Below are 18,574 nucleotides of genomic sequence, written 5' to 3'. Positions count from 1 at the left end.
TCACTGTGACAGCATGTGAGGACCACGTCACCGGGCGTGGAAGGCGTTTCCATTCATTACGGACATACCCGTGCGATCCACGGGCGTGAACAGGGTGTCCCAGTCGCCATGATCAGGAGCGGAATGCGGGCTTCAGATGCCTAATGTCCGTTTCGAGGGGGCGCGTTGATGGCCGGGATTGCCCGTTTTACCCACGACTGAGTGAGCAAACTCACACGCCGATCATGCCTTCTTCACGACTTGACCCGGGAATCGGATGTTTAGCCTGACGCTTTACAGGGATGGCGAATCCGACAACCCGCGCTTGTGGGACGGCCCTTGCGGCCCGCCCGGCGCCCGTTCACGACGAGGTTCAGGACAACAGTGAAGACGACGACGATGTTCCGCACGATAGCCAACCCCCGGCGCACGACCCTGGCCCACCTCGAAGACGCCGAGGACCTGCGCACGCCGGAGCAGGAGCACTCCGTCGACCTCCCCTCTGTGACCGCCAACCCCCGCCGGACGGTTCTGATGACTGTCCCGGGCCAGGCGGCGGAGTAGTTGCACGGTCAAGTACGCGCGGAATCCGCCGATCACTCAAGTCGGTTCCGGTGAAGAATCGGCGGATCTCTGTGAGGGCTCGGTGGAAGGGCGCCCGGCACCAGCCGGGCGCCCTTCCACGTACCCACCGAGTCAATGCGCGAGATGGCCACCCCACCCCGCGTTAGCCTGGACCGTCAGACTCCAGCCAGCTCAGTCAAGGGGGCGCAGGCATCCCGTGCGCATCGCCAGGTTCTCCATCGACGGGAACGTAGCCTTCGGCGCGGTCGAGGGCGACAAGCCGGACGAGCTCGTCCTCGACATCATCAAGGGCATCCCGTTCGCGGACTTCGCGCTCTCCGGTACGAAGGTCCCGGTCAACAAGGTCAGGCTGCTGCCGCCGGTGCTCCCCAACAAGGTCGTGGCCTTCGGCCGCAACTACGCCGAGCACGCCCGCGAGCTGGGCAACGAGGTCCCCGACGCCCCGTTCGCCTTCTTCAAGCCCGCCACCTCGGTGATCGGCCCCGGCGACGAGATCCAGTACCCGTCCTTCTCCGAGGACCTCCACCACGAGGCCGAGCTGGCCGTCGTCATCGGCCGGATGTGCCGCGAGGTCCCGCGCGAACGCGTCAAGGACGTGATCTTCGGCTACACCTGCGCCAACGACATCACCGCCCGTGACGTCCAGAAGCGCGAGAAGCAGTGGGCCCGGGCCAAGGGCTTCGACACCTCCTGCCCGCTGGGCCCCTGGGTGGAGACCGACCTCGACCCGGGCGACCTGACCATCCAGCTCACCGTCAACGGCGGGCAGCGCCAGCTCGGCCGTACGAGCGAGATGATCAACTCCATCGAGGACCTGATCGTCAACATCACCGAGGCCATGACGCTGCTCCCGGGCGACGTGATCCTCACGGGCACCCCGGCAGGGGTCGGCCCCCTCAACGTCGGCGACGAGGTCGCCGTCACCATCGAAGGCATCGGCACTCTCACCAACAAGGTGATCAAGCGTGGCTAACGGCTCCGTCCGCGTACGTTTCTGTCCGTCCCCGACCGGCAACCCCCATGTGGGCCTGGTCCGCACGGCCCTGTTCAACTGGGCGTTCGCCCGCCACACCGGCGGCACGTTCGTCTTCCGCATCGAGGACACCGACGCGGCCCGCGACTCCGAGGAGTCCTACGAGCAGCTCCTGGACTCGCTGCGGTGGCTGGGCTTCACCTGGGACGAGGGCCCCGAGATCGGCGGCCCGCACGCGCCGTACCGCCAGTCGCAGCGCATGGAGACCTACAAGGAGGTGGCCGAGAAGCTCAAGGACGCCGGCCACGCCTACTCCTGCTACTGCACCGCCTCCGAGCTGGAGGAGCGCCGCGACGCCGCCCGCGCCGCCGGGAAGCCCTCCGGCTACGACGGCAAGTGCCGCGAGGTCACGCCGGAGCAGAAGGCACAGTACGAGGCCGAGGGCCGCGAGCCGATCGTCCGCTTCCGGATGCCCGACGAGACGATCACCTTCACGGACCTGGTCCGCGGCGAACTGACCTTCACCCCGGAGAACGTGCCGGACTACGGCATCGTCCGCGCGAACGGCGCCCCGCTCTACACGCTCGTCAACCCCGTCGACGACGCCCTGATGGAGATCACCCACGTCCTGCGCGGCGAGGACCTGCTCTCCTCCACGCCCCGGCAGATCGCCCTCTACAAGGCGCTGATCGAACTGGGCATCGCCAAGGAGGTCCCGTCCTTCGGGCACCTGCCGTACGTGATGGGCGAGGGCAACAAGAAGCTGTCGAAGCGTGACCCGCAGTCGTCGCTCAACCTCTACCGCGAGCGCGGCTTCCTCCCCGAGGGTCTGCTCAACTACCTCTCCCTCCTCGGCTGGTCGCTCTCCGCCGACCAGGACATCTTCACGATCGAGGAGATGGTCGCCGCCTTCGACGTCGCCGACGTGAACCCCAACCCGGCCCGCTTCGACCTGAAGAAGGCCGAGGCGATCAACGCCGACCACATCCGTCTGCTGGATGTGAAGGAGTTCACCGAGCGCTGCGCCCCGTGGCTGAGGGCCCCCTTCGCCCCCTGGGCGCCGGAGGACTTCGACGAGGCCAAGTGGGAGGCGATCGCCCCGCACGCGCAGACCCGCCTCAAGGTCCTCTCGGAGATCACGGAGAACGTGGACTTCCTGTTCCTGCCGGAGCCGGTCGAGGACGAGGCCAGCTGGGCCAAGGCCATGAAGGAGGGCTCCGACGCCCTGCTCCGCACGGCCCGCGAGAAGCTGGAGTCCGCCGACTGGACCTCCGCGGAGTCCCTGAAGGAGGCCGTCCTGGCCGCCGGTGAGGCCCACGGCCTCAAGCTCGGCAAGGCCCAGGCCCCCGTCCGCGTCGCCGTCACCGGCCGCACGGTCGGCCTGCCCCTCTTCGAGTCCCTGGAGATCCTGGGCAAGGAGAAGACGCTGGCGCGGATCGACGCGGCGCTGGCGAAGCTTGCGGCGTGACGCACGGTGCGTGAGGGGCGGCACCCGGGGTTCCGGGTGCCGCCCCTCACGCGTCCCCCGGACACGGGGAGCGACCTCGGGTTACGGTCGGTTCCATGAACATCAAGGCCGTGCTCTGGGACGTCGACGACACCCTTTTCGACTACACCGCGGCCGACCGCGCCGGAATGCGCGCCCACTTGGGCGTCGAGGGACTCCTCCACGGATACGCCTCCGTCGACCAGGCGATCACCCGCTGGAAGGACCTCACCAGCCTGCACTGGCGGCGGTACGCGGCCGGCGAGGGCGACTGGGAGGCCACCCGGCGCGACCGCGTCCGGGACTTCCTCGGCGAACCGCTGACCGACCCGGAGGCGGACGCCTGGTTCGAGCGGTACGTCGCCCACTACGAGCGCGCCTGGTCCCTCTTCCCGGACGTCCTGCCCGTCCTGGACGCCCTCGCCGCCAGCCACCGGCACGCGGTGCTCTCCAACTCCAGCCTCCCCGTCCAGGAGCGCAAGCTGCGCACCCTCGGCGTGTGGGACCGATTCGAGACGGTGCTGTGCGCCGAGCAGCTGGGTGTCCACAAGCCGGCCGCCGAGGCGTTCCACGTGGCCTGTGAGGCCCTGGAGCTGCCTCCGCACGAGGTCGCGTACGTCGGCGACCATCCGGAGATCGACGGCCGGGGCGCCGCCGAGGCCGGTCTGCTGTCTGTCTGGATCGACCGCGGCGATCTCCACGCGACCGTCGACCCGCCCGTCGGCCCGCACCGGATCGCCACCCTCGCCGAACTCCCCGCGATCCTCGGCTCGGATACCCGTTTTGGAGCGCCGTCCACCTTCGGGTAATGTTCTTTCTGCGCCGCCGGGGAGCGGGCCGAAAGGCCGGAACCGACGGAGCACACTAGAACAAGATCCCTTCAGGGGCTTGCGTTCCAGTGGCCTATGGTGTAATTGGCAGCACGACTGATTCTGGTTCAGTTAGTCTTGGTTCGAGTCCAGGTAGGCCAGCTCGCAGAGCTCATCTGCAGGCGGAGATCACTCCGCGAAGCCCCCGTTGTGTAGCGGCCTAGCACGCTGCCCTCTCAAGGCAGTAGCGCCGGTTCGAATCCGGTCGGGGGTACAGATCCTTCCCGCGGGGAGAGTTCGGGTCGCACCCCCTCACCTCGATGCAGGATCGCTAGGGCCCCCGTTGTGTAGCGGCCTAGCACGCCGCCCTCTCAAGGCGGTAGCGCCGGTTCGAATCCGGTCGGGGGTACTGACTGGTCTAAACCACATTGGTCTATGGTGTAATTGGCAGCACGACTGATTCTGGTTCAGTTAGTCTTGGTTCGAGTCCAGGTAGACCAGCTCGGACCTGCGGCGGTGCAGTACTGAACGCCTGCAGGCTCCACGCCCCCGTTGTGTAGCGGCCTAGCACGCCGCCCTCTCAAGGCGGTAGCGCCGGTTCGAATCCGGTCGGGGGTACGTTCCAGGAAGGCCCTCCACTTCGGTGGGGGGCCTTCTTCGTGCGTCAACTCGCCGTACGGGACCAGGAGTTTCGACGTCGACCGCATGCGTCGACCGCATGAGACGTCGTCCGTACGAGAAAAGGCCTGCCGCGGCGTTGAGGCAGGCCTTCTTCGTGGTGGGACGGGAGCTTCGAGGGGTCAGCCGGTGCGGCGGAGGGCCTCCGAGAGCCGGCCCGCGGCGTCGATCACCGCCTGGGCGTGCATACGACCGGGATGACGGGTGAGCCGCTCGATGGGGCCGGAGACGGAGACCGCGGCGACCACACGGTTCGAGGGCCCGCGCACGGGGGCGGAGACCGAGGCCACGCCCGGCTCCCGCTCGCCGATGGACTGCGCCCAGCCCCGGCGCCGTACACCCGAGAGGGCGGTGGCGGTGAAGCGGGCGCCCTGCAGGCCGCGGTGCAGGCGCTCGGGCTCCTCCCAGGCCATCAGGATCTGCGCCGAGGAGCCGGCCTTCATCGTCAGGGTCGAACCGACCGGGACCGTGTCCCGCAGGCCGGACAGGCGCTCCGCCGCGGCGACGCAGATGCGCATGTCGCCCTGGCGGCGGTAGAGCTGCGCGCTCTCGCCCGTCACGTCCCGTAGATGGGTGAGCACCGGGCCCGCCGTCGCGAGGAGGCGGTCCTCGCCGGCGGCCGCGGCCAGCTCGGCCAGCCTGGGGCCGAGGATGAAACGGCCCTGCATGTCGCGTGCCACCATGCGGTGGTGTTCCAGAGCCACGGCCAGGCGGTGGGCCGTGGGTCGTGCGAGTCCGGTGGCGCCGACCAGACCCGCGAGGGTGGCCGGACCGGACTCCAGAGCGCTCAGGACCAGGGCCGCCTTGTCCAGAACGCCGACGCCGCTACTGTTGTCCATGCAACGATACTCGCGTCTCACTCTGTGAAACGCAAGTTCAATTTCGCGTGGACCTTGCCACTCTGGAAGCAGAACAACAACGGCTCGCGGACCGACGAGCCCGGCGGCCGGCGCGCGCCACGAGGGGATTCGCGCGCTCGCCACCTCCGAGATCTCTAGTTGGGCCGACGCGCTGTCGCGTCGGCCGGAGGGAAAGCGATGGGTAGGACACTCGCGGAGAAGGTCTGGGACGACCACGTCGTCCGGCGCGCCGAGGGCGAGCCCGACCTCCTCTTCATCGATCTGCACCTGCTGCACGAGGTGACCAGCCCCCAGGCCTTCGACGGTCTCCGCAAGAGCGGGCGGAAGGTTCGCCGGCTCGACCTGACCATCGCGACCGAGGACCACAACACCCCCACCCTCGACATCGACAAGCCCATCGCGGACCCGGTCTCCCGTGTCCAGCTGGAGACGCTGCGCGCGAACGCCGCCGAGTTCGGTGTGCGTCTGCACCCGCTGGGCGACGTCGAGCAGGGCGTCGTGCACGTCGTCGGCCCGCAGCTGGGTCTGACCCAGCCCGGTATGACGGTCGTCTGCGGTGACTCCCACACCTCGACGCACGGCGCCTTCGGCGGTCTGGCGTTCGGTATCGGCACCTCCCAGGTGGAGCATGTGCTGGCCACGCAGACGCTGCCGCTGGTCCGCCCCAAGACCATGGCGATCACGGTCGAGGGCGAGCTGGCCGAGGGCGTCACCGCCAAGGACCTCATCCTGGCGATCATCGCCAAGATCGGCACGGGCGGCGGCCAGGGCTATGTCCTGGAGTACCGGGGCGAGGCCATCGAGAAGCTCTCGATGGAGGCCCGCATGACCATCTGCAACATGTCGATCGAGGCCGGCGCCCGCGCGGGCATGATCGCCCCCGACCAGACCACCTTCGACTACCTCAAGGGCCGTCCGCACGCCCCCGAGGGCGAGGACTGGGACGCGGCCGTCGCGTACTGGAAGACGCTGAAGACGGACGACGACGCCGAGTTCGACGCCGAGGTGATCATCGACGGCGCCTCCCTGTCGCCGTTCGTCACCTGGGGCACCAACCCCGGCCAGGGCGCGCCGCTTTCGGCCTCGGTCCCCGACCCGGCTTCGTACGAGGACGCTTCGGAGCGCCTCGCCGCCGAAAAGGCCCTGGAGTACATGGGGTTGGAGGCCGGCCAGCCGCTGAAGTCCATCAACGTGGACACCGTCTTCGTAGGTTCCTGCACCAATGGCCGCATCGAGGACCTGCGCGCCGCCGCCGAGCTGGTCAAGGGCCGCAAAGTCGCCGACGGCGTACGGATGCTGGTCGTCCCCGGTTCCGCGCGGGTCGGTCTGCAGGCCGTCTCCGAGGGCCTGGACGTGGTCTTCAAGGAGGCCGGCGCCGAGTGGCGGCACGCTGGCTGCTCGATGTGTCTGGGCATGAACCCCGACCAGCTGGCCCCCGGTGAGCGCTCCGCGTCCACCTCCAACCGCAACTTCGAGGGCAGGCAGGGCAAGGGCGGCCGTACCCACCTGGTGTCGCCGCAGGTCGCCGCCGCGACGGCCGTGCTGGGCCACCTGGCGTCCCCCGCCGACCTGACCGACACCCCCGCGCCCGCTGGAGTCTGAACAGCCATGGAAGCATTCACCACGCACACCGGCCGGGCCGTCCCGCTGCGCCGCAGCAACGTCGACACCGACCAGATCATCCCCGCCCACTGGCTCAAGAAGGTGACCAGGGACGGCTTCGAGGACGGGCTGTTCGAGGCCTGGCGCAAGGACGAGACCTTCATCCTCAACCAGCCCGAGCGCGAGGGCGCCACCGTCCTGATCGCCGGCCCCGACTTCGGCACCGGCTCCTCCCGTGAGCACGCGGTGTGGGCGCTGCAGAACTACGGCTTCAAGGCCGTCATCTCCTCCCGCTTCGCCGACATCTTCCGCGGCAACTCGCTCAAGAACGGCCTGCTCACGGTCGTCCTGAAGCAGAAGATCGTGGACGCGCTGCAGCAGCTCACGGAGAACGACCCCGAGGCCGAGATCACCGTCGACCTCCAGGCCCGCGAGGTGCGCGCCGAGGGCATCACCGCCTCCTTCGAGCTGGACGAGAACTCCCGCTGGCGGCTGCTGAACGGGCTCGACGACATCTCCATCACGCTCCAGAACGAGGCCGACATCGCCGCGTACGAGGCCAAGCGCCCCTCGTACAAGCCGAGGACGCTGAAGGTCTGATTCCACCGCGCGGATCCACCCCTCGGGCGGTCCGCGCAAGGCGGATTCCAGCCACCGCGACACCCCCAGGTACCCCCAATCGTGCACGGTTGGGGGTACCTCCATGTCCGGCTCCGGGGACCTTCGAAGTCATGTGCAGAAAGGTTTCAACTCCCCTAGTTACAAAGGTGATTGCCGGGGTACGCGCATCATGGTGTGGCATCGGCCCGGGGTGCTCCACGGGCCCCGGGGAGACGGCAGTTGCCCCCTGCGCAGGCGACAACTCGCCCCAGATGGCACAATCTGTGCATGGAACACGACGGCCAACTCGAGCTCTATGCGGCGGTCGCGAGCCAACTCAAGGAAGCGCACGCAAGGGTGCGCGCACTGCAAGTCCCGGAGGGCGTACGCATGGCGCTGACCCGGAAGCTGCTGGTCATTACGGCCGTGGCCAAGCACGATCTCGCCGACGCGGCAAGGCGGCTGGAGAGCTTCACGACGGACCTCGACGAGGGGCGAATGCCCGTAGAGGAACGCTGAAGGAACTCCATGACTGTCCGAGTTCGTTGCGGCACAAGGGTGATAAGCCCGTTTCGTGTTTGATTTGCGGTATATATCTGCCTAACGTGCGAAAAAGCTTGAACACTATCGTTCGGGCGATGTCTCCGAAGGGGAAGACGTGAACAAGGCGCAGCTCGTAGAAGCGATTGCGGACAAGGTCGGCGGGCGTCAGCAGGCCGCCGACGCGGTCGACGCCGTTCTGGACGCCATCGTCCGCGCGGTCGTCGGCGGGGACCGGGTGTCGGTCACCGGCTTCGGTTCGTTCGAGAAGGTCGACCGGCCGGCCCGTTACGCCCGCAACCCGCAGACGGGTGAGCGGGTTCGGGTCAAGAAGACCTCGGTGCCGCGTTTCCGCGCGGGCCAGGGCTTCAAGGACCTGGTGAGCGGTTCGAAGAAGCTTCCCCGTGGTGGCGAGGTCGCGGTCAAGAAGGCGCCCAAGGGCAGCCTGAGCGGTGGGGCTTCGGCGACGGTCAAGAAGGCGGCGGCGAAGAAGACCACCGCGAAGAAGACGACCGCCCGCAAGACCACGGCCGCCGCCAAGAAGACGACGGCCGCCGCGAAGAAGACCACGGCGAAGAAGACGACCGCGAAGAAGGCCACGACCAAGTCCGCGGCGGCGAAGAAGACGACCGCCAAGAAGACGACGGCGACGGCGAAGAAGGCCGCGGCGAAGAAGGCGCCGGCCAAGAAGGCCACCGCGAAGCGGGCCCCGGCCGCGAAGTCGACGGCTCGCAAGACGACCGCGAAGAAGACGGCCGCGCGTCAGGCTTAGAACGCCGGGTACTCACACGCACCGGGCCGGGCTCCCAGTTACTTGGAGCCCGGCCCGCGGCGTGTATGGGGTTCAGGGGTGCCTATTCGCCGTGGGGGACTTGTTCGCGGGCGGGTGCGGCCTGTGTGGTTGCTCGCGCCCACGCGGCGGAGCCGCGAATCGACACAGCCCGCGCCCCTTTCGGGGCGCGGCCTTGGTGAGAGTTCCTTCAGAACGTCTGCAGGGTGATCAGCGTGATGCGCAGGGCCTCGCCCTCGCCCTCCGTCTCGATGCGGACCCGCTGACCCGGGCGCAGCAGACGCAGCGCGCCCGCGTCGAAGGCCGGGGTGTCGAAGGGGACCGGGGTGCCGTCGTCCAGGAGAACCTGGCCGGAGCGGGTGGCGGGGTCGTAGGTGTACGCGGTGGCCTGCATGGCCGCAGCCTACTGGCCGGGGATCAGCAGGCGCGCGGCCGCGGCGGCCGTACGGGGGCCGACGCCGAGGCCGAGGGCGGCACGGAGGTCGTCCCCGGTGTCGACGTCCTGACGCACGGTGTCGACGTCGGCGAGAGCGAGCTCCGCGGCCCCGGAGCAGCGGTGGCGCCTACGGGATTCGGGGCCGAAGGCGGGGGAGAGGTCATGGCCGGGGGTCGCGGCGAGCAGGGTCGTACCGGTGCCCGCGGCGTCGGGGAGGAAAGAACGGGGGAATTCGGCGGCCGCGTTCAGCACCCGGGTCAATTCCCCGGGGCGCAGAGCCGGCAGATCCGCGTTCAGCGCCGCCACGTGGCTTTGCGGGCGTACGTCGCGTACGACGGCCGCCGCGTGCCGCAGAGCGGCGTTCAGGCCGTCCCGGGAGGCCTCGTGGGGGTCCTCGGGGACGGTGCGGGCGCCGAGGGACGCCAGCTCGCGCGCGGCCAGCGGGTCGTCGGTGACCACCACCACACCCCGGACCGCCGCGGCGGCCAGGGCCGCGGCCACCGTGTCCTGCGCGAAGGCGAGGGCCAGACCGGGGCGCACTCCGTCGTCGGCGGTGTCCCGGAGCCTGCTCTTGGCCCGCGCCAGGGGCTTCAGGGGTACGACCAGGGTCCACTGCACGGGCATTCCGTCCCTCTCTTGTCGCGGCCATTGTCGCTCGGGCGCAAGGGACGGCCGCAGGCCGGGGCGTACGGTGTTCTCGACAGACCGGCAGCCCGGGGCGACACTTGTGCGGCTCCGGGCCCCCGGAACAGGCCCTGGGAAGTCCTAGAGGAAGGTGTCCGCGTGCCCCGCCGGAGAATCGGCTTCTGGTACCGCCTCGCCGCGGTGATCGCCAAACCACCCCTGGTGGTGCTGATCAAGCGGGACTGGCGTGGAATGGAGAACATTCCGGCCGAGGGTGGATTTATCACTGCCGTGAACCACAATTCGCATGTCGATCCCTTTGCGTACGCCCATTATCAGTACAACAGCGGGCGGGTTCCGCGATTTCTCGCGAAGAGCGGTCTCTTCGGCAAGGGATTCATCGGCGCCGTCATGCGCGGCACCGGCCAGATCCCCGTCTACCGCGAGAGCACCGACGCGCTGAGCGCCTTCCGGGCCGCGATCGACGCCGTGGAGCGCGGCGAGTGCGTCGCCTTCTACCCCGAGGGCACCCTCACCCGCGACCCGGACGGCTGGCCGATGACCGGCAAGACGGGTGCGGCGCGGGTCGCCCTGCAGACCAGGTGCCCGGTGATCCCGGTCGCGCAGTGGGGCGCCAACGAACTCCTGCCGCCGTACGCCAAGAAGCCGCACCTGTGGCCGCGCAAGACGCACCGCGTCCTCGCGGGCCCGCCCGTCGACCTCTCGCGCTTCTACGGCCAGGAGATGAGCCCCGACCTGCTGAAGGACGCGACGGAGGTCATCATGGCCGCCGTCACGCACCAGCTGGAGCAGATCCGCGGCGAGAAGGCCCCCGCGACGCCGTACGACCCCAAGCGGGAGCGGATCGAACAGCGGCGCAGGTCCGCCCGGGCGGTGCTCGACAATGGGAAGCGGCAACAGCACAGCCCGGTCCAGCGGGCCCAGGAACACCAGGAAGAGGGGCAGGGCAAGTGAGCAAGCCGGTCAAGGCGGCCGTGTTCAGCGCCGGTTCATGGGGTACGGCCTTCGGTACGGTGCTCGCCGACGCCGGGTGCGAGGTCACCCTGTGGGCGCGCCGTCCGGAAGTCGCGGACGCGATCAACTCCACTCGGACCAACACCGACTACCTGCCGGGCCTGGAACTCCCGCGGAACGTGCGGGCCACCACGGACGCGGCCGAGGCCGCCGCGGACGCCGACTTCACGATCCTCTCCATCCCGTCCCAGACCCTGCGCGCCAACCTCGCCGAATGGGTGCCCCTGCTGGCCCCCGGCACTGTCCTCGTCTCGCTGATGAAAGGCGTCGAACTCGGTTCCGCCATGCGGATGAGCGAGGTGATCGAGGACGTCGCCAAGGTGGGTCAGGACCGCGTCGCCGTCGTCTCCGGACCCAACCTGGCGCGTGAGATCGCCTCCCGCATGCCGGCCGCCTCGGTGGTCGCCTGCACCGACGAGGCGGTCGCCCAGAAGCTCCAGACCGCCTGCCACACGCCGTACTTCCGCCCGTACACCAACACCGACGTCGTCGGCTGCGAACTGGGCGGCGCGGTGAAGAACGTCATCGGTCTCGCCGTCGGCATCGCGGACGGCATGGGCCTCGGCGACAACGCCAAGGGGTCGCTGATCACCCGCGGTCTCGCGGAGACGACCCGGCTCGGCCTGGCGATGGGCGCCGACCCGCTCACCTTCGCCGGACTCGCGGGCCTCGGCGACCTGGTGGCGACCTGTTCCTCGCCGCTCTCCCGCAACCACACCTTCGGCACCAACCTCGGCAAGGGCATGACCCTGCAGGAGACCATCGCGGTCACCAAGCAGACCGCCGAGGGCGTCAAGTCCTGTGAGTCCGTACTGGACTTGGCCCGTCGGCACGGCGTCGACATGCCCATCACCGAGACCGTCGTCGACATCGTCCACGACGGCAAGCCGCCGGTCGTCGCCCTCAAGGAGATGATGTCGCGCAGCGCCAAGCCGGAGCGACGCTGAGCGAAAGCGACCGTTCGGGCACTGACTCGCGCCCTACCACCGGGTACTCTCGACGCGATATGAGCAGCGAGAACCTCCCCCAGAGCCCTGAGCAGCCGCCCCGCAAGCCGCGCGTGGCCGTCGTCTTCGGCGGCCGCAGCTCGGAACACGGGATCTCCGTGGTCACGGCCGGCGCCGTACTGCGTGCCATCGACCGGACGAAGTACGACGTCCTGCCGATCGGCATCACGCGCGACGGCCGTTGGGCGCTCACCGCCGACGAACCGGAGCGGATGGCGATCACAGACCGCCGCACGCCGACCGTCGAGGAACTCGCCGAGTCCCGCGAGGGCGGCGTGATCCTGCCCGTCGACCCCGCCAACCGTGAAGTCGTCTACAGCGAGCCCGGTTCGGTGCCCAAGGCCCTCGGCGAGGTCGACGTCGTCTTCCCCGTCCTGCACGGGCCCTACGGCGAGGACGGCACCCTCCAAGGCCTCCTGGAACTCTCCGGCGTCCCGTACGTCGGCTCGGGCGTGCTCGCCTCGGCCGTCGGCCAGGACAAGGAGTACATGAAGCGGGTGTTCACCTCCTTCGGGCTCAAGGTCGGCCCGTACGTGGTGATCCGGCCGCGCGAGTGGCAGCTCGACGAGTCGGCCGCCCGCAAGAAGATCATCGATCTCGCCGGTGAGCACGGCTGGCCCCTCTTCGTGAAGCCCGCCCGCGCGGGCTCCTCCATCGGCATCACCAAGGTCGACGACCTCGACGGCCTCGACGAGGCGATCGCCGAGGCCCAGCGCCACGACCCGAAGATCCTCGTCGAAGCGGCCCTGCGCGGCCGGGAGATCGAGTGCGGCGTCCTGGAGTTCGAGGACGGCCCGCGCGCCTCCGTCCCCGCCGAGATCCCGCCGCCCGAGGCCCACGCGTACTACGACTTCGAGGCCAAGTACATCGACTCGACGCCCGGCATCGTCCCGGCCCCGCTGACCCCGGAGGAGACGGCCGAGGTCCAGCGGCTCGCGGTCGACGCCTTCGAAGCGTCCTCCTGCGAGGGCCTGGTCCGCGCCGACTTCTTCCTCACGGAGGACGGCGACTTCGTCATCAACGAGATCAACACGCTCCCCGGCTTCACACCGATCTCGATGTACCCGGCGATGTGGAAGGCGAGCGGGGTGGAGTACGGCGAGCTGGTGGACCGCCTGATCCAGGCGGCATTGCACAGGCCGACGGGCCTGCGCTGAGCCGTGCCCCTGATGGGCCTAAGGCCCAAAAAGGGGCGCGGGGAACTGCGCGACCAGCCACAAACCGGCCCGCAGCCTCCCGACGGCCTCCCGAGGCACCCCCTCAGGAGGCCACACCTTCGGGAACCGCCTTCTTGATGGCAGGCGCCAGCCCGACGAGGATCGGCGAAGTGTCCTCCGCGGCCCGCTCGGCCGTCACGGACACCTCCACGTACACGGAGCGATTGGCTGTCGTGAAGCGGTAGGCGCCCCCGTCCCGCTTCTCCATCAGCCAGTCCACCCCGTCGACGGCCCCGGCCACCGCATCGGCGTCCCGCCCCTCCGCCACCCCGGGGTCGACCATCTTGGGCGGTTGGGGTACGCCGCAGCGCAGTATGATCACCGCGTCGCCCCAGCCCGCCGTCAGCGAGGAGGCGGGCTGAGGATCCCGGCGGCCGAGACCGTCCACCGTCCGCGGCAGCACCTCGTCCAGGTTCCGGCACAGTTTCGTGGCGGCGGCCCCCGGGCTGGGAACCGCCGCCGAGCCGCCGTCGTCTGCTGAGGAGCAGCCCGCGACGGCGATCAACGACACAGCCAGGACGGGCAGCCCGAGACGAGCGGGGCGCCGGTGACGGAACGACTTCACCGGGCAAGGGTAGACGGGGGCTACAGGTGAACGACCGGGCAGGTCAGGGTACGGGTGATCCCGTCCACTTGCTGGACCTTCGCGACCACCAGCCGGCCGAGGTCGTCGACGGTGTCGGCCTGGGCGCGCACGATGACGTCGTACGGGCCCGTCACGTCCTCGGCCTGGATGACCCCAGGGAGCTTGCTGATCGTGTCGGCGACGGTCGACGCTTTGCCGACCTCCGTCTGGATCAGGATGTACGCCTGTACCACGGAACCTCCAGGGCGGCCACGAGGATCATGTGGATCATGTCGGGAAAAGGAACGCCACGGTATCGCGTCGCCGAGTGCCAGGGGGAGACCCCCGGGGGCCGCGCCGCACGCACCGGGGTGCGGGGGAGACGGAAGTTGACGGTCCACTCGACCGTACCGAGGACGACAACGGCCCGCGACCGGGCGCGAGTGACACTGGAAGCGGCACGAGAAGGGGCGATACGACGATGAAGGGCACCGTGGGAGAGCTGGGGGAGTTCGGGCTCATCAGGGAGCTCACCTCCCGGCTCACCACCACCCCGGCGGTCCGGGTCGGCCCCGGCGACGACGCCGCCGTGGTGGCGGCGCCGGACCGCAGGGTCGTGGCGAGCACCGACCTCCTGCTGGAGGGGCGGCACTTCCGGCGCGACTGGTCCACGGCGTACGACGTGGGACGCAAGGCCGCCGCGCAGAACCTCGCGGACATCGCCGCCATGGGTGCCGTGCCCACCGCGCTGCTGCTCGGTCTGGTCGCGCCCGTCGACCTGCCGGTGACCTGGGCCACCGAACTGATGGACGGCCTGCGCGACGAGTGCCAGGTGGCCGGCGCGGCCGTGGTCGGCGGTGACGTCGTCCGCGGCGACACCATCATGATCTCGATCACCGCGCTCGGTGATCTGCGCAACCACGAGCCCGTGACCAGGGGCGGAGCCCAGCCCGGGGATGTCGTGGCCGTCACCGGCTGGCTCGGCTGGTCCGCCGCCGGGCACGCGGTCCTCTCCCGGGGCTTCCGCTCGCCGCGCGCCTTCGTGGAGGCCCACCGGCGCCCCGAGCCGCCGTACCACGCGGGCCCGGCCGCGGCCTCGCTCGGCGCGACCGCGATGTGCGACGTCAGTGACGGGTTGATCGCGGACCTGGGGCACATCGCCGAGGCGAGCAAGTGCCGGATCGACATCCGCTCCGGCGCGATCGACATCCCCACCCAGATGCACGACATCGGTCAGGCCGTCGGCGTCGACCCCCTGCAGTGGGTGCTCACCGGCGGCGAGGACCACGCGATCGTCGCCACCTTCCCGCAGGACGTGAAACTGCCCGCGCGCTGGAAGGTGATCGGCGAGGTCCTCAACCCCTCCGCGTTGCCGCAGGTCACCGTGGACGGGGCGCCCTGGACCAGCAAGGGCGGCTGGGACCACTTCGGGGACATCGAGTCATGAGTGCGGCTCCCGCGCGGGTCCTGACCGTGGCCGGCTCCGACTCCGGCGGCGGGGCCGGGATCCAGGCCGACCTGAAGACGATGCTCGCGCTCGGGGTGCACGGCATGAGCGTCGTCACGGCCGTCACCGCGCAGAACTCCCTCGGCGTGCGGGGCGCCTGGGAGCTTCCGGTGGAGGCGGTGCGCGCCCAGTACCGCAGCGTCGTCGACGACATCGGCGTCCAGGCCGTCAAGACCGGCATGCTCGCCTCCGCCGAACTCGTCGAGGCGGTCGCCGAGTTGCTGGCCGCCACGGACGCGCCGGTCGTCGTCGACCCGGTCGGTGTCTCCAAGCACGGCGACCCGCTGCTGGCCGCCTCCGCGCTGGAATCCGTACGGACGCGACTGCTGCCGGTGGCCACCGTGGCGACGCCCAACCTCGACGAGGTGGCCCAACTCACCGGTGTCCGGGTCGGGTCGGAGGCCGGGATGCGCGAGGCCGCCGAGGCCGTGCTGGCGTACGGGCCGCGCTGGGCGCTGATCAAGGGCGGCCACCTCCCGGGGGAAGCCGTCGATCTTCTGACCGACGGCTCCGAGGAGCACTGGCTGCGGGCCCCCAGGTACGACAACCGGCACACCCACGGCACGGGCTGCACCCTCGCCTCCGCGATCGCCTCGCACCTCGCCAGAGGGCGGACCGTTCCGGAGGCTGTGACGGGGGCCAAGGAGTACGTCACGGGAGCGATCGCCGCCGGGTTCGCGCTCGGCGGGGGGATCGGGCCGGTGGACCACGGGTGGGCCCTCAGGCGGGGGGCTCGGCCGACTTGATCCGCGATGTGTCAGGGCAGCAAGAAGCCGGTCCACTCCAGGTGGACCGGCTCGATGCAGCGAACCAGCAGTGGCCGCGCGCTTAGCTGTGCGTCAGCGCGAGACCTTGCCGGCCTTGATGCACGAGGTGCAGGCGTTCACGCGCTTCGGCGTCCCGCCGACCACGGTACGGACGCGCTGGATGTTCGGGTTCCAGCGACGGGACGTACGGCGGTGCGAGTGCGAGATGTTGTTGCCGAAGCCCGGCCCCTTGCCGCAGACGTCGCAGTTGGCAGCCACGGGTCACTCCAAAGACTTCAGATGCACTTACGGATGATCCCGGCAGGCCGGAATCGAGATCAGAGATCTGAGTGGCGTTGCCAGGGGAATGGCCCGATGTGGATCGGGCAACCGGAGCAGCATACAACGACTGCGCCAGTACAACGAAACTACCATGGCTGCTCAGGAGCCCTGCTCCGCCCCCTTCCGGCGGACACCCCTCCAAGGTCTACTCTGCGTCCCAGTCCCAGCAGCTCAAGGAGGCGCAGGTGCCGCAGGTGCCGCAGACATTCTTCGATGCTCTCGCGGTGCGCACCTGGTGCGGACTCGCGCTGGCGGCGCTGGGACGCGCGCGCGAGGAGATCGACGCGATCAACGTGTACCCGGTGGCCGACGGTGACACCGGAACCAACCTGTACCTGACGATGGAGTCGGCCGTGGCGGCCGTCGAGGCGGTGTTCACGGGTCACGAGACGGCTGGCCCGCCCGTCGCGGCGGGTCCGCTCGTCGGAGAAGGGCAGTACGCCGGAGGGGGCCCGTCCGGCGGAGGGGGCCCGTCCGGCGGAACGGGGCAGCCCACGCTCGCCGAGGCCGCGCGGGCCATGGCGCACGGCGCGCTGATCGGTGCCCGGGGGAACTCCGGGACGATCCTCGCCCAGCTCCTGCGGGGCATGGCCCAGGTCCTTGCCGGCGACGCCGGGGCGCCCCGCACCGACGGCCGGGGACTGCGGCTCGCCCTGCGGCACGCCGCCGACTCCGCCCGCGACGCCGTCGCGCACCCCGTCGAGGGCACCGTCCTCACGGTCGCCTCCGCCGCCGCCGACGCGGCCGGTGACGCCGAGGACGACTGCGGGGCCGTCGCCCGTGCCGCCTACGAGGGTGCCGGCAGGGCCCTGGCGGCGACCCCCGCCCAGCTGGCCGCCCTGGCCCGCGCCGGCGTCGTGGACGCGGGGGGGCGGGGGCTGGTGGCGGTGCTCGCGGCACTGGTGGAGACGTTCACGGGAGAGGCGCCGAGGGCGGTGCCCGTTCCCGCCGTGCACGCGCGCGTGGCCGTCGCCGAAGCCGCGGCGGAGGTGTGCGACGGGGACGACCGGCCCGAAGCGGGCGGCCCGGCCTTCGAGGTGATCTACCTCCTGGAGGCGGACGACACGGCGGTGGCCCGACTGCGGCGGCGCCTGGACGAACTGGGGGACTCCCTCGTCGTGGTCGGCGGGGACGGGCTGTGGAACGTCCATGTGCACGTCGACGACGCGGGGGCCGCCGTCGAGGCCGGGGTCGAGGCCGGACGGCCGTACCGGATCCGGATCACCCACTTCGGGGCCGAGGACGCCCATATGACCGGTGAGGCCGGGCGGCAGCCGCGCGAGCGCGCCCAGCGGGCCGTCGTGGCCGTCGTGCCGGGGGAGGGGCTGGCCGGGCTCTACGCCGAGGCCGGCGCGACCACGGTGCTGGCCCGCCCCGGGGAGCCGCCCGCCAGCGGGGAGCTGGTGGAGGCCGTACGGCGTGCCCACGCGCGCGAGGTGGTGCTGTTGCCCAACGACGCGGACCTGCGGCACACGGCGGCGGCCGCCGCCGAGCAGGCCCGCGCCGAGGGTGTGCGGGTCGCTCTCATCCCCACCCGCTCGGCCGTCCAGGGCATCGCCGCCCTGGCCGTGCACGAGCCCGACCGCCGCTTCGACGAGGACGTCGTCTCGATGACGTCCGCCGCGGGTGCCACCCGTTACGCCGAGGTCGTCATCGCCGAGCGTCAGTCCTGGACCATGGCGGGCATCTGCCAGGCCGGCGACGTCCTCGGGCTCGTCGACGGGGACGTCGCGGTCATCGGCTCCGACGTGACGGTGACCGCGGCGGCGGTGGTCGACCGGATGCTGGCGGCCGGGGGGGAGATGGTCACGCTGGTCCTGGGGGACGAGGCGCCCGCGGATGTCGTGGAGCACGTGGAGGCCAGGGTGCGTGAGGGGCATCTGGCGGTGGACACGGTGGTGTACCGGGGTGGGCGGCAGGGAGCGTTGCTGCTGATCGGCGTCGAGTAGGGATTTTCCTCGCCCCCGCCGCCCCTACCCGTCCCATCCCAGGGGCTGCGCCCCTTCAGGGGCGCGGGGAACTGCGCGAACGGGGTCCGGGGCGGAGCCCCGAGTCTTTGACGCGGGGGTCCAAGGGGCGCGTAGCCCCTGGGATGGGACGGGTAGGGGCGGCGGGGGCGAGGCAACCCGGCGTGCGCCCTGCCGCGCCGCTCAGCTCAGCCCCGCCGCCTCCAACAGCCGCTCCGCCTCCACC

The 18,574-nt window shown here is 70.4% G+C and carries 20 protein-coding genes and 5 tRNA genes; 19 read left to right on the top strand and 6 right to left on the bottom strand.

The annotated features are described in order from the left end of the window. The first annotated feature begins 363 nt into the window (after nucleotides 1-363). From P1P70_RS12235 to P1P70_RS12195, 9 genes are all read left to right on the top strand, one after another. Complete coding sequence (locus tag P1P70_RS12235; RefSeq protein WP_033526886.1) at nucleotides 364-543, top strand: hypothetical protein; 180 nt, start codon at nucleotides 364-366, stop codon at nucleotides 541-543. Nucleotides 544-760: 217 nt separating this feature from the next. Continuing rightward, the gene (locus P1P70_RS12230) at nucleotides 761-1,537 is read left to right on the top strand and encodes a fumarylacetoacetate hydrolase family protein (protein ID WP_319236842.1); all 777 of its coding nucleotides are present in this window, start codon (nucleotides 761-763) and stop codon (nucleotides 1,535-1,537) included. Further along, nucleotides 1,530-3,005, top strand: coding sequence for a glutamate--tRNA ligase (gltX, locus tag P1P70_RS12225; RefSeq protein ID WP_319236841.1), 1,476 nt, complete (start codon nucleotides 1,530-1,532; stop codon nucleotides 3,003-3,005). Before P1P70_RS12230 ends, gltX begins: the two co-directional genes overlap by 8 nt. Before the next feature lie 95 nt (nucleotides 3,006-3,100). Next, on the top strand, nucleotides 3,101-3,832 hold the full coding sequence (locus tag P1P70_RS12220; protein WP_319236840.1) for an HAD family hydrolase: 732 nt from the start codon (nucleotides 3,101-3,103) through the stop codon (nucleotides 3,830-3,832). A 90-nt stretch (nucleotides 3,833-3,922) separates the two neighbouring features. After that, nucleotides 3,923-3,994: transfer RNA gene (locus tag P1P70_RS12215), tRNA-Gln, on the top strand. A gap of 39 nt (nucleotides 3,995-4,033) precedes the next feature. Then, nucleotides 4,034-4,106, top strand: a tRNA-Glu gene (locus tag P1P70_RS12210). 62 nt (nucleotides 4,107-4,168) lie between these two features. Then, nucleotides 4,169-4,241 (top strand) — tRNA-Glu (locus P1P70_RS12205). 20 nt (nucleotides 4,242-4,261) lie between these two features. Continuing rightward, nucleotides 4,262-4,333 (top strand) — tRNA-Gln (locus tag P1P70_RS12200). A gap of 44 nt (nucleotides 4,334-4,377) precedes the next feature. Then, nucleotides 4,378-4,450 (top strand) — tRNA-Glu (locus tag P1P70_RS12195). A 182-nt stretch (nucleotides 4,451-4,632) separates the two neighbouring features. Here the strand turns inward: P1P70_RS12195 and ndgR are convergent. Beyond that, nucleotides 4,633-5,349 (bottom strand): IclR family transcriptional regulator NdgR, encoded by a 717-nt coding sequence (gene ndgR, locus P1P70_RS12190; RefSeq protein ID WP_020270051.1) that lies wholly within the window; start codon nucleotides 5,347-5,349, stop codon nucleotides 4,633-4,635. A 198-nt stretch (nucleotides 5,350-5,547) separates the two neighbouring features. Here ndgR and leuC point away from each other — a divergent pair, with 198 nt between their 5' ends. The 4 genes from leuC to P1P70_RS12170 all read left to right on the top strand — a co-directional run bounded on the left by leuC (nucleotide 5,548) and on the right by P1P70_RS12170 (nucleotide 8,884). Beyond that, on the top strand, nucleotides 5,548-6,972 hold the full coding sequence (leuC, locus tag P1P70_RS12185; RefSeq protein ID WP_319236839.1) for a 3-isopropylmalate dehydratase large subunit: 1,425 nt from the start codon (nucleotides 5,548-5,550) through the stop codon (nucleotides 6,970-6,972). A gap of 6 nt (nucleotides 6,973-6,978) precedes the next feature. After that, nucleotides 6,979-7,572 (top strand): 3-isopropylmalate dehydratase small subunit, encoded by a 594-nt coding sequence (gene leuD, locus P1P70_RS12180; RefSeq protein WP_319236838.1) that lies wholly within the window; start codon nucleotides 6,979-6,981, stop codon nucleotides 7,570-7,572. Between the two features lie 288 nt (nucleotides 7,573-7,860). Further along, complete coding sequence (locus P1P70_RS12175) at nucleotides 7,861-8,091, top strand: hypothetical protein (RefSeq protein ID WP_319236837.1); 231 nt, start codon at nucleotides 7,861-7,863, stop codon at nucleotides 8,089-8,091. 139 nt (nucleotides 8,092-8,230) lie between these two features. Further along, a complete protein-coding gene (locus P1P70_RS12170; protein WP_319236836.1) occupies nucleotides 8,231-8,884 on the top strand; it encodes an HU family DNA-binding protein in 654 nt (217 codons plus the stop codon). A gap of 208 nt (nucleotides 8,885-9,092) precedes the next feature. On the opposite strand, the gene P1P70_RS12165 is transcribed toward P1P70_RS12170, so the two are convergent. Together P1P70_RS12165 and cofC are read right to left on the bottom strand one after the other, a co-directional pair. After that, complete coding sequence (locus P1P70_RS12165) at nucleotides 9,093-9,296, bottom strand: hypothetical protein (protein WP_319236835.1); 204 nt, start codon at nucleotides 9,294-9,296, stop codon at nucleotides 9,093-9,095. 9 nt (nucleotides 9,297-9,305) lie between these two features. Then, on the bottom strand, nucleotides 9,306-9,956 hold the full coding sequence (cofC, locus tag P1P70_RS12160; protein WP_319236834.1) for a 2-phospho-L-lactate guanylyltransferase: 651 nt from the start codon (nucleotides 9,954-9,956) through the stop codon (nucleotides 9,306-9,308). A gap of 165 nt (nucleotides 9,957-10,121) precedes the next feature. Here cofC and P1P70_RS12155 point away from each other — a divergent pair, with 165 nt between their 5' ends. Genes P1P70_RS12155 through P1P70_RS12145 form a run of 3 tightly spaced genes read left to right on the top strand, consistent with a single transcriptional unit; the run spans nucleotide 10,122 to nucleotide 13,161 of the window. After that, the gene (locus P1P70_RS12155) at nucleotides 10,122-10,937 is read left to right on the top strand and encodes a lysophospholipid acyltransferase family protein (RefSeq protein ID WP_319236833.1); all 816 of its coding nucleotides are present in this window, start codon (nucleotides 10,122-10,124) and stop codon (nucleotides 10,935-10,937) included. Continuing rightward, on the top strand, nucleotides 10,934-11,944 hold the full coding sequence (locus P1P70_RS12150) for an NAD(P)H-dependent glycerol-3-phosphate dehydrogenase (protein WP_319236832.1): 1,011 nt from the start codon (nucleotides 10,934-10,936) through the stop codon (nucleotides 11,942-11,944). Before P1P70_RS12155 ends, P1P70_RS12150 begins: the two co-directional genes overlap by 4 nt. 59 nt (nucleotides 11,945-12,003) lie before the next feature. Further along, entirely contained in the window at nucleotides 12,004-13,161 is a 1,158-nt protein-coding gene (locus P1P70_RS12145; RefSeq protein ID WP_319236831.1) for a D-alanine--D-alanine ligase family protein, read from the top strand. A 103-nt stretch (nucleotides 13,162-13,264) separates the two neighbouring features. Here the strand turns inward: P1P70_RS12145 and P1P70_RS12140 are convergent, their stop codons facing one another. Continuing rightward, nucleotides 13,265-13,786, bottom strand: coding sequence for a DUF3515 domain-containing protein (locus P1P70_RS12140; protein WP_319236830.1), 522 nt, complete (start codon nucleotides 13,784-13,786; stop codon nucleotides 13,265-13,267). A gap of 20 nt (nucleotides 13,787-13,806) precedes the next feature. Continuing rightward, nucleotides 13,807-14,040, bottom strand: coding sequence for an Lrp/AsnC family transcriptional regulator (locus P1P70_RS12135; protein WP_033526900.1), 234 nt, complete (start codon nucleotides 14,038-14,040; stop codon nucleotides 13,807-13,809). A gap of 227 nt (nucleotides 14,041-14,267) precedes the next feature. Here P1P70_RS12135 and P1P70_RS12130 point away from each other — a divergent pair, with 227 nt between their 5' ends. Next, a complete protein-coding gene (locus tag P1P70_RS12130) occupies nucleotides 14,268-15,233 on the top strand; it encodes a thiamine-phosphate kinase (protein WP_319236829.1) in 966 nt (321 codons plus the stop codon). After that, nucleotides 15,230-16,039, top strand: coding sequence for a bifunctional hydroxymethylpyrimidine kinase/phosphomethylpyrimidine kinase (gene thiD / locus P1P70_RS12125; RefSeq protein ID WP_319236828.1), 810 nt, complete (start codon nucleotides 15,230-15,232; stop codon nucleotides 16,037-16,039). Before P1P70_RS12130 ends, thiD begins: the two co-directional genes overlap by 4 nt. Before the next feature lie 93 nt (nucleotides 16,040-16,132). Here thiD and rpmB read toward each other — a convergent pair whose 3' ends face one another. Next, complete coding sequence (gene rpmB, locus P1P70_RS12120; protein ID WP_003993230.1) at nucleotides 16,133-16,318, bottom strand: 50S ribosomal protein L28; 186 nt, start codon at nucleotides 16,316-16,318, stop codon at nucleotides 16,133-16,135. Between the two features lie 248 nt (nucleotides 16,319-16,566). On the opposite strand from rpmB, the gene P1P70_RS12115 reads away from it, so the two are divergent. Beyond that, entirely contained in the window at nucleotides 16,567-18,330 is a 1,764-nt protein-coding gene (locus P1P70_RS12115) for a DAK2 domain-containing protein (protein ID WP_319236827.1), read from the top strand. The last annotated feature ends 244 nt before the right edge of the window (nucleotides 18,331-18,574 follow it).

The organism is Streptomyces sp. MB09-02B (genome assembly GCF_033794485.1).
GTDB lineage: Bacteria > Actinomycetota > Actinomycetes > Streptomycetales > Streptomycetaceae > Streptomyces.
This window is presented reverse-complemented; position numbering and strand designations above follow the sequence as displayed.

Excerpts from the sequence above, each read along its gene's own strand:
- P1P70_RS12145 (WP_319236831.1), top strand. The coding sequence starts at position 12,004 with ATGAGCAGCGAGAACCTCCCCCAGAGCCCTGAGCAGCCGCCCCGCAAG.
- thiD (WP_319236828.1), top strand. The coding sequence starts at position 15,230 with ATGAGTGCGGCTCCCGCGCGGGTCCTGACCGTGGCCGGCTCCGACTCC.
- P1P70_RS12220 (WP_319236840.1), top strand. The coding sequence starts at position 3,101 with ATGAACATCAAGGCCGTGCTCTGGGACGTCGACGACACCCTTTTCGAC.
- P1P70_RS12175 (WP_319236837.1), top strand. The coding sequence starts at position 7,861 with ATGGAACACGACGGCCAACTCGAGCTCTATGCGGCGGTCGCGAGCCAA.
- P1P70_RS12130 (WP_319236829.1), top strand. The coding sequence starts at position 14,268 with ATGAAGGGCACCGTGGGAGAGCTGGGGGAGTTCGGGCTCATCAGGGAG.
- ndgR (WP_020270051.1), bottom strand. The coding sequence starts at position 5,349 with ATGGACAACAGTAGCGGCGTCGGCGTTCTGGACAAGGCGGCCCTGGTC.
- leuC (WP_319236839.1), top strand. The coding sequence starts at position 5,548 with ATGGGTAGGACACTCGCGGAGAAGGTCTGGGACGACCACGTCGTCCGG.
- P1P70_RS12165 (WP_319236835.1), bottom strand. The coding sequence starts at position 9,296 with ATGCAGGCCACCGCGTACACCTACGACCCCGCCACCCGCTCCGGCCAG.
- leuD (WP_319236838.1), top strand. The coding sequence starts at position 6,979 with ATGGAAGCATTCACCACGCACACCGGCCGGGCCGTCCCGCTGCGCCGC.